Annotated in this window: 17 protein-coding genes; 6 read left to right on the plus strand and 11 right to left on the minus strand. The window is 66.3% G+C overall.

What is annotated here, in order from left to right:
- The first annotated feature begins 26 nt into the window (after nucleotides 1–26).
- Nucleotides 27–1,076 carry a 5-methyltetrahydropteroyltriglutamate--homocysteine methyltransferase gene (locus OXM58_19080; GenBank protein ID MDE0150468.1) on the plus strand — a complete coding sequence of 350 codons (1,050 nt, stop codon included), beginning with the start codon at nucleotides 27–29 and terminating at the stop codon, nucleotides 1,074–1,076.
- Between the two features lie 427 nt (nucleotides 1,077–1,503).
- Here OXM58_19080 and OXM58_19085 read toward each other — a convergent pair whose 3' ends face one another.
- Entirely contained in the window at nucleotides 1,504–2,343 is an 840-nt protein-coding gene (locus OXM58_19085; protein ID MDE0150469.1) for a glutathione S-transferase family protein, read from the minus strand.
- 62 nt (nucleotides 2,344–2,405) lie between these two features.
- On the opposite strand from OXM58_19085, the gene OXM58_19090 reads away from it, so the two are divergent.
- The 5 genes from OXM58_19090 to OXM58_19110 all read left to right on the plus strand — a co-directional run bounded on the left by OXM58_19090 (nucleotide 2,406) and on the right by OXM58_19110 (nucleotide 5,481).
- A complete protein-coding gene (locus tag OXM58_19090; protein ID MDE0150470.1) occupies nucleotides 2,406–2,651 on the plus strand; it encodes a hypothetical protein in 246 nt (81 codons plus the stop codon).
- Nucleotides 2,652–2,761: 110 nt separating this feature from the next.
- Entirely contained in the window at nucleotides 2,762–3,745 is a 984-nt protein-coding gene (locus OXM58_19095) for a hypothetical protein (GenBank protein MDE0150471.1), read from the plus strand.
- A 27-nt stretch (nucleotides 3,746–3,772) separates the two neighbouring features.
- Nucleotides 3,773–4,474 (plus strand): cysteine hydrolase, encoded by a 702-nt coding sequence (locus OXM58_19100; protein ID MDE0150472.1) that lies wholly within the window; start codon nucleotides 3,773–3,775, stop codon nucleotides 4,472–4,474.
- A gap of 24 nt (nucleotides 4,475–4,498) precedes the next feature.
- Nucleotides 4,499–4,888, plus strand: coding sequence for a Rid family hydrolase (locus OXM58_19105; GenBank protein ID MDE0150473.1), 390 nt, complete (start codon nucleotides 4,499–4,501; stop codon nucleotides 4,886–4,888).
- 17 nt (nucleotides 4,889–4,905) lie between these two features.
- Entirely contained in the window at nucleotides 4,906–5,481 is a 576-nt protein-coding gene (locus OXM58_19110) for a DUF2848 family protein (GenBank protein MDE0150474.1), read from the plus strand.
- A 164-nt stretch (nucleotides 5,482–5,645) separates the two neighbouring features.
- On the opposite strand, the gene OXM58_19115 is transcribed toward OXM58_19110, so the two are convergent.
- From OXM58_19115 to OXM58_19160, 10 genes are all read right to left on the minus strand, one after another.
- Complete coding sequence (locus OXM58_19115; protein ID MDE0150475.1) at nucleotides 5,646–6,647, minus strand: 3-hydroxyacyl-CoA dehydrogenase NAD-binding domain-containing protein; 1,002 nt, start codon at nucleotides 6,645–6,647, stop codon at nucleotides 5,646–5,648.
- Between the two features lie 45 nt (nucleotides 6,648–6,692).
- Entirely contained in the window at nucleotides 6,693–7,595 is a 903-nt protein-coding gene (locus OXM58_19120; protein MDE0150476.1) for a 3-keto-5-aminohexanoate cleavage protein, read from the minus strand.
- Between the two features lie 55 nt (nucleotides 7,596–7,650).
- On the minus strand, nucleotides 7,651–8,013 hold the full coding sequence (locus tag OXM58_19125; GenBank protein MDE0150477.1) for a DUF86 domain-containing protein: 363 nt from the start codon (nucleotides 8,011–8,013) through the stop codon (nucleotides 7,651–7,653).
- The gene (locus tag OXM58_19130; protein ID MDE0150478.1) at nucleotides 7,985–8,296 is read right to left on the minus strand and encodes a nucleotidyltransferase domain-containing protein; all 312 of its coding nucleotides are present in this window, start codon (nucleotides 8,294–8,296) and stop codon (nucleotides 7,985–7,987) included. The genes OXM58_19125 and OXM58_19130 overlap by 29 nt, the downstream gene beginning before the upstream one ends.
- On the minus strand, nucleotides 8,293–9,105 hold the full coding sequence (locus OXM58_19135) for a nucleotide-binding protein (protein MDE0150479.1): 813 nt from the start codon (nucleotides 9,103–9,105) through the stop codon (nucleotides 8,293–8,295). Before OXM58_19135 ends, OXM58_19130 begins: the two co-directional genes overlap by 4 nt.
- 179 nt (nucleotides 9,106–9,284) lie before the next feature.
- A complete protein-coding gene (locus OXM58_19140) occupies nucleotides 9,285–10,418 on the minus strand; it encodes a metallophosphoesterase (protein MDE0150480.1) in 1,134 nt (377 codons plus the stop codon).
- On the minus strand, nucleotides 10,415–11,911 hold the full coding sequence (locus OXM58_19145) for a tripartite tricarboxylate transporter permease (protein ID MDE0150481.1): 1,497 nt from the start codon (nucleotides 11,909–11,911) through the stop codon (nucleotides 10,415–10,417). Before OXM58_19145 ends, OXM58_19140 begins: the two co-directional genes overlap by 4 nt.
- Before the next feature lie 4 nt (nucleotides 11,912–11,915).
- On the minus strand, nucleotides 11,916–12,371 hold the full coding sequence (locus OXM58_19150; protein MDE0150482.1) for a tripartite tricarboxylate transporter TctB family protein: 456 nt from the start codon (nucleotides 12,369–12,371) through the stop codon (nucleotides 11,916–11,918).
- Between the two features lie 46 nt (nucleotides 12,372–12,417).
- Complete coding sequence (locus OXM58_19155) at nucleotides 12,418–13,392, minus strand: tripartite tricarboxylate transporter substrate binding protein (GenBank protein ID MDE0150483.1); 975 nt, start codon at nucleotides 13,390–13,392, stop codon at nucleotides 12,418–12,420.
- A 146-nt stretch (nucleotides 13,393–13,538) separates the two neighbouring features.
- On the minus strand, nucleotides 13,539–14,312 hold a 774-nt coding region (locus tag OXM58_19160), incomplete at its 5' end, for a hypothetical protein (protein MDE0150484.1).

Consider the following 14,312-nt stretch of genomic DNA (forward strand, 5'->3'; position numbering starts at 1 on the left):
TGCCGACCGACCGCCAGGACAGGCCCATGACCGCACCCCTCGACCTGCCGCTCATCCCGACGACGCTCACCGGCAGCTACGTCCAGCCGGACTGGCTGGTCGACCGGGAGAAGCTGACCGGCCGCCCGCCGTCGCGCGCCCGCGGCGACGATATCTGGCGCATCGGCGGCGACGGGCTGGAAGAGGCCCAGGATGCCGCGACCCTGATGGCGATCCGCACCTTCGAGGAGGCCGGCCTCGACATCCTGACCGACGGCGAGATCCGGCGCGAGAGCTATTCCAACCGGTTCCACACGGCCCTCGACGGCATCGACGTCGACAACCCGGCGATGGTGCCGGGGCGCTCGCCGGGCAAGATGATCCCGGTGCCGCGGATTACCGGGCCGCTCGCCCGCCGCCATCCGGTCGAGGCGCGGGATACCGAATTCCTGCGCCGCCACACCGGCCGGCCGATCAAGATGACCCTGCCCGGGCCGTTCACCCTGTCCCAGGTCTCGGTCGACGAGCATTACGGCGACGAGGAGGCCGTCGTCATGGCGCTGGCGGAAATCGTGCGCGAAGAGGTGGCTGACCTGTTCGCCGCCGGCGCCGACATCGTCCAGCTCGACGAGCCCTGGATGCAGGCGCGGCCGGAGAAGGCCAAACGCCTTGCCGTGCCGGCGATCGACCATGCCCTGCGGGACGCCGCCGGCCCGACGATCGTCCATCTGTGTTTCGGCTATGCCTACGCGGTCAAGCAGAAGCCGACCGGCTATTCCTTCCTGCCGGAACTCGACGCCTGCGCCGCCGACCAGATTTCCATCGAGGCGGCCCAGCCGAAGCTCGACCTGTCGATCCTCGAGACGCTGCCGTCCAAGCAGATCATGGTCGGCGTGATCGACCTCGCCGATCCGGCTGCCGAAACCGCCGAAACCGTCGCCGGCCGGCTGCGCCGCGCGCTCGACGTGCTGCCGCCCGAACGCATCGTCGCCGCGCCGGACTGCGGGATGAAATATCTCGACCCGGCGGTCGCCCGCGGCAAGCTCCAGGCCCTGGTCGACGGCGCCGCCATCGTGCGCCGGGAACTGGGCGGATAGGGCGGCTGACTCCGACCTCCCGCCTTCGCGCCCGTCACCGGGCCGTGGGGTGACGGAACGCTCGGACCGACGGGGGAGAAGCTGGATTCGGCGGGCAGGACGGGAAGGTCGTGGCCGTTACCGGCGCTGCACCGAACCCGGATTTCTCACAAGAATTGTCGCCCCGGCCCCCGAGCCGGGGCCCAGGGCTACAGGGTAAAGCGGCGGATAAGGGTCCGGGCGACGGCAACGATCCGCGGCGCTGCGGGGATTGGATTGCAGGGCTGCGAAATCCCCGCCGCCAATCTCTGAACCTACCGCCCGTCGTGCGACTCTGGACCCCGGCTCGGAGGCCGGGGTGACATGAGTCATTATACTAACCGATTATCGTAGAGGAGATTTCTTGCCCGCGAGCCTCGGATGCGCCCATTCCTGTGAGAAATCCCGGTTAGCTGCCGGGATTGAACGCGTAGTCGAACCGCTCCCGGTATTCCGCCAGTTTCACGCGGAACTCGGGCTCGGTTTGCCGGCCGGACGTGGCGTGCGGAGAGTCTTCGGAGACGGCGCTGTAGGGGAAGTCGTCAAGCCGCTGCATGCTCGGCCGGCTCGCCATACGGTCCCACCAGGCCCGGGTCAGCGGATAGGGCTCCAGCCAGAAATCGAGGAATCGGACCATCTCCAATACTTTAACGAAGGGCGCAAGATTGGTTTCCGCCAGCGTAAACCGGTCGCCCATAAGGTAGGGCCGGCCGTCGGCAAGGGCGTGCTCCATCAGTTTGAAGATCATTTCAAACGAACCGATCGCGCGCATGACGTAGGGCGAGGAAACGCCTTCCCTGATGACCGACTGCTGGCGATAAAGCCGGTCGATGCTGGGAATGACTTTCCAGCGTTCCTCCATCTTCTCGCGCGGAACGGTCAGGCGGAATTTCGTGACGAAATTGACGACCGCCGTGGCTTCGAAGGCTCTCTCGTCAAACAGCTTGATCCACTCGTCCATGTAGTATCGTTCGGCCGGGTCGCCGGGCCTCAAAGGCGGGTCGGGCCGCAGATCGTCGATATATTTGCAGATCAGCGAGGATTCGCGGATCGGCTTGCCGTCATGAACGAGCGTCGGCACGACCCCCTGGGGATTGAGCTTGAGATATTCGGGCTGGAACTGGTCCCGGTTCATCAGGATCATTTTGCGGGGGATCCAGTCCGTAATTCCCTTCTCCGCCAGGGTGACGACAACCCGATTGGAACAGATGGAATCGGTTTCTTCGAGATAATACAACTCAAGCGTCATACCGGCCTCCTGCCTCGCGTGTTTTTCAAAAAAATCAACGACTTCAGCATGTGGTTCAGCGGTTGAAGCTGGCTGCATTCCGCCGTTTGCGCGACGGCGCCCAAGACGGCGTTACCGTCATCGTCGCAAAGATCGATGCAAATGGAATCGCCGGAATTCATGAGCCTGTCAACGGCGGCGGGGCCATGCACCGGCGCGGTGGAGCAACATTGCACCACGGGCACGGCGACGGCTTGGCCATGTCTCCGTTTCACGATAATCCGGTTTTGACGCCGGCGGAATTCCTGGAACGCGTAACCGGCCGATAGCGGGCGGCGAACCCGCGGCGACGAAGAATTCTCCGGCAACCCGGAAATGATGGTACAACCGCGACCGCGGTTCGCGGGCCGCCCGCGTTGCGGACCCTTCGGGAGGCTGCATGAACGTCACCGCCTATGCCGCGTCGGTCGGCCATTCGGTCTGGTTCAGCCACGACCTGGGCGAAAGCTGGAACCGCGCCTTCACGCCGACCGGCGGCATCTACAACGAATCCCGGGCCTGGTGCGTCGCGACCCATCCGGCCCGGCCGGGCGACGTGCTGGCGGGCACCGATCTCGGCGTCTACCGCTGGACCGTGGCGGCCGACCGCTGGGAGCATCTGCCCTCGCCCATGGACGGGCTGCACATCCTCCAGATCGGCCAGTCGCCCCACGACCCGGACGTGATCTTCGCCGGCACGCGCCCGGCGCAACTCTACCGCACGGCCGACGGCGGGCGGACCTGGCGACGCTGCGAGATCGGCAACAGCGTGGAATGCGAATTCATCAACACGCCGCGGGTGACGTCGATCCATTTCGACCCGCGCGATCCGGAGACGATCTGGGTCACCATCGAGATCGACGGCGTGTTCGTCAGCCGCGACGGCGGGGAGACCTGGGACAAATGCATCGAAGGGCTGAAGAGCCCGGACACCCACAATCTCGTCTTCTTCGACGACGATGGCGGAGACGGCCGCACCATCCTGTGCTCGACCGAGGAAGGCCTGCACCGCAGCCGCGACGAGGGCCGCAGTTGGCAGTTCGTCGACGTGCCGGACGCGCCCTGGCCCTATTTCCGCTGCATCGCCAGGCGCACGGACAATTCCGGCGTCATGTTCCTTTCGGTCGGCGACAAGCCGTCGGGGGAACGGGGGATGCTGTTCCGCAGCCGCGACAGGGGCGAAACCTGGGACATCGTCGACCTGCCGGAGCCGCCGAACACGACGATCTGGTGGATCGCGACCAACCCGGCGGACCCGGACCTGATCTTCTTCTGCACCATTTTCGGCCAGATCTTCCGCTCGACCGACGGCGGCGAGACCTGGCTCAAAATGCGCCGGGAGCTGGGCGAACTGCGCATGATCGCCTGGCAGCCGGCCGCCTGAATTCGACATATCCCGGGGAGGGAAGCCATGCCGCACAATCTGGAAATGCCGCAATACGTCATCGACCGCATCATGGCCAAGCGCGGCAAGCTGGCGGTGTTCGACCGCTTCGATCCGGCGCGCACGGCCCTGGTCGTCATCGACATGCAGAATTTCTTTGTCGCCGAGGTCGAGACCGCGATCAGCATCGTGCCCAACATCAACCGGCTGGCCGATGTCGTGCGCGACCGCGGCGGGGTCGTCGCCTGGGTGCTGCTGACCGTCGCCGAAGAGATGGGCGGCGAGAGCCAGTGGCCGATCTACCACGACTATTTCTTCACCGAGGCCAAGATGCACGCCCACAAGGATGGCCTGACCGAGGGCAGCGAGGGCCACGCACTCTATCCCGACCTGGTCGTGAAGGACGGCGACATCGTCAGCCGCAAGAACCGGTTCAGCGCCTTCATCCAGGGCGCGTCGGACCTGGACGGGCAGCTCCGGGCCCGCGGCATCGAGAACCTGCTGGTCTGCGGCACGGCAACCAACATGTGCTGCGAATCGAGCGCCCGCGACGCCATGATGATCGGCTATCGCGCCGTCATGGTGCTCGACGGCAACGCGGCGCGCTTCGACGAGGACCATCTCGCCGGCCTGACCAGCTTCTGGCAGAGCTTCGGCGACGTCCGGACGACCGACGACGTGATCGACAACCTGCTGCACGCGCCGGCCGCGGCGCAGGCGGCGGAATAGCCGGCAGTTCGCGAGGGCGGCGGCATGAGCGACATCCTGCGCATACCGGGCAACGTGCCGACCCGCAGTTGGGGCTCGGCCTGGAAGGATTTCGTCTGGGCGCTCGGCATGTCGGACGATTTCTCCCTCGACTTCGAGGAGCAGGCGAAGCGCGCCTTCGACGCCCTCGACCGCGGCCTCGCCGCCGCCGGCACGGACCGGACGCGCCTCATCAACGTGCAGGTCTATCTCTACGACATCGGGCGCAAGGGCGAGTTCGACCGCTGGTGGGCCGACTGGATCGGCGACGAGCCGCAGCACTGGCCGATGCGCTCCTGCGTGCAGGTCACCTTCGCCGGCAACAACAAGATCGAACTGCTGGCGGTCGCCGCCCGGCCCGATCCGGACGGCGATCCGGACGGGGGCGGCGGCTAGCGCCGGCGACCGGCCGCATGTCCAGCCATTTCGTCTACCGGCCCCACGTCCGCTCCGGCGGCAAGGTCTACACGCCGGACCTGGTCATCGAACTGGCCTGGGCGTCCTACGGCGAGGGCAAGGTCGTCGCGCTTCCGGTCGACCGGCTGACGACCGCCACCGCGATCCAGCAGCGCGGCGCGAGTCCGCACGGCATCGCGGCGATTGCACTGGTCGGCGCCGGCGACGGGCCGCTGCTCACCGTCGCCTCCCTGCATTCGGAGAGCTTTTACGCGCCGGCGCTCCTGGCCTGTGCCAAACCGATCAGCCGGCAGGCGTGGCGGTTGAAGGATGTCGCGCCGCACCTCAATCGGCTTCGGTTGCGCGGCTGGCATCTGACCGGCGGCGAGCGCCGGCCGGCGACGGAAGAACGCGCGGACCGCGTCGCGAACTTCACTGTTCTCGACGACCTGCCGCCCGATCGCGTCCTGCTCTTCGCCGCCCGCCGGGCAGGGCGGCCCCACGGCACGGCGGACGGCTTCACCGTGGAACTCGAAGACCCGGTGCGCGGCGAGACGCTGAGCCTGAGCTACACGGCCGAGAACATCGAGTAAGGTCGTCCGTGACCCATTCCTGTCATTTCGACCGACCGAAGGGAGTGGAGAAATCTTTTCTGCTCGGTCCCCTGAACCTCACTCCGCGCAGGAAAGATATCTCCACTACGCCGCCCGGTGGGCGGCTTCGGTCGATATGACGGAAGAGGGCTACCGCCCGGCGCTCAACCCCGGCGTTCCCGAAGCCGCTGCCTTGCCTCCTTCAGCGCCATCCCGGCGCCCCAGCCGGTGTCGCCGGACCGCTCAAGCGTCTCCATGATGGCGATCAGGTTGTCGTCGCGGATTCGTTCCAGCTCGCGGACCGAGAGGCCGGTGGCCTGCGCGTCGGACTGGTCCGCGATGGCGCCGATCAGCGCGTCGTCCAGCTCCGGCACATCGGTGAGCTTCGACCACGGCCAGGCGAGGCAGGGTCCGAACTGTTCGAGGAAGTGGCGCATGCCGGCCTCGCCGCCGGCCAGCCGGTAGGTCTGGAACACCCCCATCTGCGCCCAGCGCAGGCCGAAGCTGTAGCGCATGACATCGTCGATCTCTTCGACCGTCGCGACGCCGTCATGGACCAGCCACAGGGACTCGCGCCACAGCGCCTCCTGCAGCCGGTCGCCGATGAAGGCGTCGATTTCCTTGCGCACGGTCACCGGCTTCATGCCGAGCGACGCGTAGATCTCCGCGGCACGCTTAACGGAAGCGGGGTGGGTGTCGCGCCCGGCGACCAGCTCGACCAGCGGCAGCAGGTAGACCGGGTTGAACGGATGGCCGACCAGCATTCGTCCCGGGCTCCTCAAACCGCGCTGCATGTCGCTCGGCAGGAGACCGGACGTGGAGGACGCAACAAGGATGCCGGCCGGCGCCGCCGCATCGATTTCGGCCAGCACGGCGCGTTTGAGGTCCAGCCGTTCGGGCACGCTCTCCTGAACGAATCCGGCGCCGTCGACGGCTTCCGCGACGCTGCCCGCGAAGCGCAGCGCGCCCGGCGCCGGGCGGTCGTCGCCGAACAGCCGGGCGAAGGCGCGCTCCGCGTTTTCGAGCATGGCGCCGGCCTTGCGTTCGGCGTCCGGGTCCGGATCGCAGATCGCGACGTCGATCCCGTTCAGCGCAAACCGGGCCGCCCAGCCGCCGCCGATCACCCCGCCGCCGATACAGGCGGCCCGTTCGATGCCGGCTGTCACGGGACTCTCGCTGTCGCGTCCGGACGGGAGCGCCGGCTGCCCGGCTCAGCGCTTGCGCAGCGCGAGTTTCTCGCGCACCGCTTCGGGGCCGAGAATCCGCACGCCCATATTTTCGGCAACGCCGACCGCCCGCTTCACCAGGTCGGCGTTGGTCGCCAGCACGCCCCGGTCGAGCCAGAGATTGTCCTCCAGACCGACCCTTATGTTGCCGCCGGCGAGCAGCGCCAGCGCGACATAGGGCAGCTGGTTGCGGCCGAGCGAGAAGGCCGAGAAGGTCCAGCCTTCCGGCAGGTTGTTCACCATCGACATCAGCGTGCCGATATCGTCCGGCGCGCCCCACGGGATGCCCATGCAGAGCTGGACCATCACCGGATCGTCGATCAGGCCCTGCCCGGCGAGCCATTTGGCGAGCACGAGATGGCCGGTGTCGAAAACCTCGATCTCCGGCCGCACGCCGAGCGCCTGCACGCGCTTCGCCATCGCCGCCAGCATGGCCGGCGTGTTGGTCATGATGTAGTCGCCCTCGCCGAAATTCATCGTGCCGCAGTCCAGCGTGCAGATCTCCGGCAGCAGCTCGGTCACATGGGCCAGCCGCTCTTCGGCGCCCGCCATGTCGGTCCCGGCTTCGGACGGCGGCAGCGGCCGGTCGGCCGGCCCGAGGGTGAGGTCGCCGCCCATGCCGGCGGTGAGGTTGAGCACGACGTCGACGCCGGACTCGCGCACCCGCTCGACGACCTCGCGGTAGAGCGCCGGGTCGCGCGCCGGCGCGCCGGTCTCCGGATCGCGGACATGGACATGGAGGATCGCCGCGCCGGCGCGCGCCGCCTCGATGCCGGCCTCGGCGATCTGCGCCGGCGTCACCGGCACCTTGTCGGACCGCCCGGTCGTATCGCCGGCGCCGGTCAGCGCGCAGGTGATAAAGGCGTCGCGACTCGGGCTCAGCGCCATGGTCGGGGTCTCTCTGCTGTGTCTGCCGGACTCTCGCCGAAATGCGCCGCACCGGTCACGCTTCGGTTTCCGGCGGAACCAGGCGTTCGAGTTGTGGGACGAGTCGGGGGGTGTCCTGTTTCACCGTATCCCATACCCGCGGCAGGTCGATTTTGAAACGTTCGTCCTTTAAGCAATGCTGCATCTCTACGATATCGGCCCACGGGATGCCGGGATGCGCGTCCCTGGTCTCGGTGCTGACAAGGAATGCCGCCCTCCCGACGGTCTCGACCGCCTGCAGGATTGCGTGCTGCGCCATACGGTCCTGCGCGAAGGTCTCGAACGTCAATCCGTGCGAGAAATCCACCGCGTCGCGGGCGGCCAGAAGCATATCGAGGAGCAGGGCGTCGTCACGCCGTATAGATCGTTTCGGCTGCATCGAGAATTGCCTTTCGGCGAATATAGTTACGGCTGCTCTCGACACCGCGCCAACTGACGAGATCGACATTCCGTCCGAAAATGTCCCGAAGCTCTTCCTCCATCCGGTCCATGTCGAACAGCGTGTGGCGTGCAGCTTCGTCGAATCGGGCCAGAACGTCGATATCGCTGTCAGATTTGAAATCGTCCCGAAGGACAGAGCCAAACAGGGCTAGCTTCGTCACCTGCCAGCGGTCGCAGAAGGTGGCGATGCGCTCGGAGGGTATCTCGATCCGCGCGGTCATGGCCCGAAAGCCCGGTTGGCGTCGATATCGAATCCGGCGGCTTTCAATTCCTGAACGAGCTTCATCTTCCACCCGTCTGCTTCATCGAGCTTAGTATACACGACCCCATCGTAGTCCGACGGTGTTTCCACGTCGCCCTTGACTAAGGGGCAGACCCGTTCCCGGCCAAGCCGTCCGAGGAAAAATCCAAGTTCTAGAATGACATTCTGCCGTGCGCGAGGCCGAAGTTTGTCCCTGTTCTTGACAGCTGCCCCAATGTCGTCGGGAGTGAGCAGGACGACGGCGAAGCCGACATCCGCATGGTCCTCGAACTTCTCAATAATTGTACGGCCCTTATTGGGTTGTTCGTGTAAAATGACCGGCTTCAATTCCAATTTTTCAAGAAATCTTGCAACCGACTCTCTAGCCGAATCGTCGTGGCCGTGTATGACGAATACCTTCTTGATATTAGTTGTATTTGCTCTATTTTCTAAATTCCTGTTTGAATTTTCGCCTTCTTCCCAATATTCATTAACCTCATAAACCATAGATTTGAGTACGAAAGAAGCCTCCTCTAGGCCCTTAAAGTAGGCTTCCTCCCATTCTGATTTCTGGATATTACCTAAACGAATAGCTGGAAGGTAAATAATACTTTCGAAATCCTTGAGATGTGTTGAATTATCTCCGAACGTATGGATTATCGTTACCTTAGAATCTCGAAACCATTTCTTAAATTCTGGAGAGTTATGACGATATTTCGTCAGTTTTTGGATTTGATCGAGCACATTCTGCAATCGTTCAATGGCTTTGGCTTTATTTTTTTTCTCCATCGATCCGACTCCACAGTTTTCCAGCTCTCAATTTCCCTGTTTCTTACGACGCTGACCGCCGCGTTCTAGTGTCCGCCTGCATCGACAGTCAAGGAGTGCTGCCTTGTAGACCATGCCGGGCCGGTCGACAAATGTCCGGCTGCGATCGATGCCAGCCGGACGCTGCGTTGTCTCCGGCCCTATTCCGTCCAGGTAAAGGGCCTGCCCAGCGTTATCCGGCGTTCCCTGGCGTCGTACCAGCCGGCCGGGCGGTGTTCGCTCGTGTGCATGTAGCAGCGGATGCGCACCTCGCGGCTGCCCGGCGCGAAGGTCAGCACGCGGCTGTGCGGCATCGCGTGATCCGCCACGAAATGGCGGGTCAGCGCCGCGGCATTGACGAAGGTCGTGCCGCCGTAGCGGGTCTCGATATGGGACTTGCCGCCGTGCTGATCGTCCGGGTTGGTATGGGTGTGGCCGCCGAACCACAGGTCGACCGCGCCGGGATTGTCTTCCAGATAGCGCTCGAACCGGCCGGAATCCGCTGCGCCGCCGACCCAGTAGAGATAGGAGGCGCCGTTCGGCGTGCCCTCGGCGTAGTAGCCGTGATAGTCCATCCGCCAGGCGCCGTCCGGCCCCTTCTTCATGCCCTCCCATTCGCCGCTCGCGACGGTGGTCTCCTTGAGGACGTAGTGGTGGACCGTCACGACGATGCGCTCGCCGCGGCTGCGCTCGACCATGTCGGCCCACCAGTCGAAGGTCTCCGCGGTCACCACGCCGCCGGGATTGCCGCCGAGCGGGCCGCGGCCCAGCGTTTGCGCGCGCTCGTTGACGTCGCTCATCATCAGGAAGCGGATGTTGCCGACGTCGAACCAGTAGCGGTCCCATGTGCCGTGCACCGGGTAGGGATAGCGGCTGCGCTCGACGCCCGACGTCGCCGTATTCTCGCCCATCGGGTCGATCCACTTGCGGAACCAGCTTCCTTCCGGTTCGCTGAACGGATCGCGGTCGTGGTTGCCGCATACGCTGTAGATTTGCTCGCGCCGGTGATGCTTGAGCGCGCCGAACTGGCGGACGATCTCCGCGCCCTCCTCGTCGGTCGGCGGGCCGAACGCGGAGCTGTAGTCGCCGACATTGATGCAGATGTCCCAGTCGAAGGGCGGTGCGCCTGCATCGTCCCCCGCCGGGCCGCCGCGCTCCGACTGGCGCAGCGCGTCGCCCAGGCTCTCCCGCCCGCAGGTCTTGTCATGGAAGACGTGGGCGCAGCCCTGGGCCCACAGGTGGAAGGGCCGGTCGCCCCCGGGATATTCGCCCCCGGGATTTTCGAGGGCGCTCATCGGGCGAGCTTCCCGCGCGGTCGGCGGCCGAGCCAGAACACGGCGCCGGCGCTGACGACCAGCATTGCGATCAGGAACGGATGGCCGAGAATGTCGGAAGCGTCCTCGAACAGGATCACGGTGTGGCGCAGCGAGCGCTCGACCATCGGGCCGAGAATGAAGCCGAGGATGAAGGCGATGATCGAGAAATCCAGCTTGCGCATGACGTAGCCGAGTATACCGAACACCATCATCGTCGCCACCGCGAACAGCCCGCCGCCGGCGACGAACGATCCCGTAATGCACAACAGCGCGACCGACGGCATGACGATGCTGCGCGGCGTGCGCACGGCGAGCGAAAACAGCCGCAGGCCGACGCTGCCGACCAGCAGGTTCATCAGGTTGGCGACGATCAGGCAACCGAACATGCCGTAGACCAGCACGGCATGGTCCTGGAAGATCAGCGGGCCGGGCGTGATGCCGTGGATCAGGAAGGCGCCGGCGAGCAGGGCGGCGGCCACGTTGCCGGGAATCCCCAGGGTGAGCAGCGGGATCAGGTTCGAGCCGACGACGGCGCTGTTGGCGGCTTCGGTGGCGGCGACCCCTTCCAGGCGGCCCTTGCCGAACTCCTCCGGATGCTTCGACGCCTTCATCGCCGCGCCGTAGCCGAGAAAGCCGGCCAGGCTGGTGCCCAGCCCCGGGATCGCGCCGATCACCGTGCCGATGACGGCGGAGCGGGCGACCGTACCGCGCACCTGGCGGAAATCGCTGCGCGTGAAGGCGTTGTCTTCCGGCGCCTTCGAGAAGCCGGCCGCGGCCTCGCCGGCGCCGCTGTCGCCGAGAAAGGACCGCTCGACCTGCATCAGCACTTCCGAGAATGCGAGCAGGCCGATGGCCGCGCCGACAAAGGACAGGCCGTCCTCCAGCTCGAGCACGTCGAAGGTGAGCCGCGGTATCGCAGCCTCGGGGTCGATGCCGACCAGGCTGAGGAGAACGCCCAGGGCCGCCGCGATAAGCCCCTTGATCATGGAATTGCCGAGCAGTGCCGTGACGAAGGTGAAGGCGAAGATCAGCACACCGAGCAACTCCGGCGGCCCCATCTTGAGCGCAATGACGGCTAGCGGCGCGGCGACCAGGATCAGCACGATATCGCTGAAGGTGTCGCCGGCGACCGAGGAGTAGAGCGCCGTCTTGAGCGCCTTGCCGGCCTTGCCCTGCTGCGCCAGCGGATGGCCGTCGAGCGCCGTCGCCGCCGCTTCGGGCGTTCCGGGCGTGTTGAGCAGGATGGCGGAGATCGAGCCGCCGAACTCGCCGCCCTTGTTGACGCCGAGCAGGAAGGCGATGGCGGCCAGCGGCGTCATGTAGAAGGTCAGCGGCACCGCGATGGCGATCGCCATCGGACTGCTCAATCCCGGAATTGCGCCCACCGCGATCCCGAGCACGACGCCGAACAGCACGAAGCCGAGGGTCAGCGGTGTGAAGGCCTGGGCCAGCCCGGCGAGGACCGCGTCCATCGCGCTACGGCAGCGGGATCGTGAGCAACTGCCAGAACACCGCCCACAGGACGAGCGGGGCGGCAACGGCGGTGGCAACGATCGTCAGCGGCCGGCGGATCCGCATCAGCAGCATGGCGCCGACGACCGCCGCGGCCCCGCCTGCCAGGTAGCCGGCCAGGGCGACGACGGCGAAGGACGCCGCCAGCCACAGCGCCGCCAGCAGGACGAAGCCGGCATGGCGGCGGGTCAGCGCCGGCTCCTCCTCCACCGAGTCCCCCGCCGCCGGCCGCCGCAGCAGGCTGCGCAGCCCGAGCAGCGCCGCGAGGCCGGTCAGCAGGATGGCGACGATCTGCGGCATGAAGGCCGGCGACAGGTCGTCCATTCCGGGATCTTCGATCGTGCCCGGAATGAACAGGAACAGCGTCGCCAGGCCGAAGGCCCCGATCAGCGCAGCGGCTGCGCCGTCGAGGGCGCGCATCGGCGCTATCCCTGCAAGGCGGCCGAAACCGCCGGCAAAGCGGCCGCTATTTCTTCTTCAGGCCCGCCTTGACCTTGGCCCAGGCGGCCGCTTCGGCCTGGACTTCCTTCGTCAGGCCCTCCGTTCCCTGGTAGTTCGCCGCCAGCTTGCGGCGCTCGATGAAGGTCTGGACCGGCTCGGAATTGATCGCCGCCTTGAGCGCCCCGTCGAGCTTCGCCTTGACGTCCGCCGGCAGGCCCTTGGGCGCCGCCATGATGTAGGCGCCGCAGAAGGAGATGTCGTAGCCCATCTCCTTGAGCGTCGGCACCTTGTCGGACGGCGCGTTGAGCCGCCGGTCGTCGGTCGCCGCGATCACCCGAACGTCGCCCTTGCGCAGATAGGGGATGTGGTGGCCGCCGCTCCAGCCGAGATCGACATGGCCGCCGAGGACCTGCTGGATCACCGCCGGCGTGCCCTTGACGTTGATGACCCGCAGCTTGACGCCGTTCTTCCCGGCCAGATGGCGCATCAGGAAGGTCGCCGGCGGCGCCGGGGACGAGGCCGACAGGGCCTTGCCGCCCTTGGCCGCCGCGAAGGCGTCCTTCAGCGACTTGTAAGGCGATTTAGACCCGACGAAGATCACGCACTGGGCCCGGGCGATCGAGGCCAGCAGGGTCGCGTCGTTCACGCCGTAGCGCTTCTTGCGCGCGAACACCGGGTTGAACGACCAGGTGCTGGTGACCGCGATGCCGATCGTGTAGCCATCCGGCTTCGCCTTGGCGAGCGCCGCCGCCAGCACGCCGCCGCCGGCCCCGGCCTTGGCCGTCGGCACCACCGGCTGGCCGAGCGTGCCCTCCATATGCTTGGCAATCAGCCGCCCGACCGTGTCGACCCCGCCGCCGGCCCGGAAGCCGACCAGCATCGTGATCGGTTTCTCGGGATAGCCGGCCGCGAGAACCGGCCCGGCAGCGGCAGTTGCGCCGACAAGTACGGCCAGTCCGGCAGTCGCGAAGCCCGCAGAACGTCGAATTTTCTTGTTCATTTCGGATGTCCCTCCCTCGGCCGCCGAAAATGGCAGCAGCGCCTCCGTCCCGCCCGGACGTCGGCGTGCGGCAGCGGCCATGCAGCCGGCCCTTGGGCGCGGAAACTGAAATCGAGCCGAAAGTGTGTCCCGACCCGCTGGCCCTTTCAAGAGGCGAACGAGCCACGCTGTGCGCCGGCAAAGCCGCAGGAGGCCAAGCCATTCGGGGCACCGGAACCGGGCTGCGGCAGCTGTCCGGGGGTCATCGGGCCACATCCGCGGCGCGCGGCGTTGCCGTCGCGCGCCCGGAAGGCGAAGGAAACGGGAAGCGGCGTTGCAGCGGCGTCTCCGCCTTCGGCGCCGGGCGGCGCCGGGCGGCGCCGGGCGGCGCCGTTCCATATCACATACGCCCTAATTTGCTGTCCGTATAACAAACCTGTCTTTCGATTTCCGCTCGTGCCGGTCAACCTGACCGTGGGTTGAAAGCCATACACCGGTGAAAGCGCATGTTCACGAAATTGACCGTCAAGAACGGAACCGCCGCTTTGCGGCGCGTGTCTCTCTTTCTGGGCAGCGCATTGCTGGGCCTGATCCTGGCAATGACGAACGGCGTCCAATTGCTCGGCGGAAAGGCGTCGTTTCCGCAGTTCCAGGAAGCGCGTGCGAACGGCGGTGACGGCGATGGTGACGGCGACGGCGACGGCGATGGCGACGGTGACGGGGATGGCGACGGCGACGGCGACGGCGACGGGGATGGCGATGGCGACGGTGACGGCGATGGTGACGGTGACGGCGATGGCGACGGTGACGGCGATGGCGACGGCGATGGTGACGGTGATGGCGACGGCGATGGCGACGGCGATGGCGACGGCGATGGCGACGGGGACGGTGACGGGGATGGTGACGGGGATGGTGACGGGGATGGCGACGGGGATGGCGAT

The sequence above is a fragment of the Rhodospirillaceae bacterium genome, assembly GCA_028819475.1.
Taxonomy (GTDB): domain Bacteria; phylum Pseudomonadota; class Alphaproteobacteria; order Bin65; family Bin65; genus Bin65.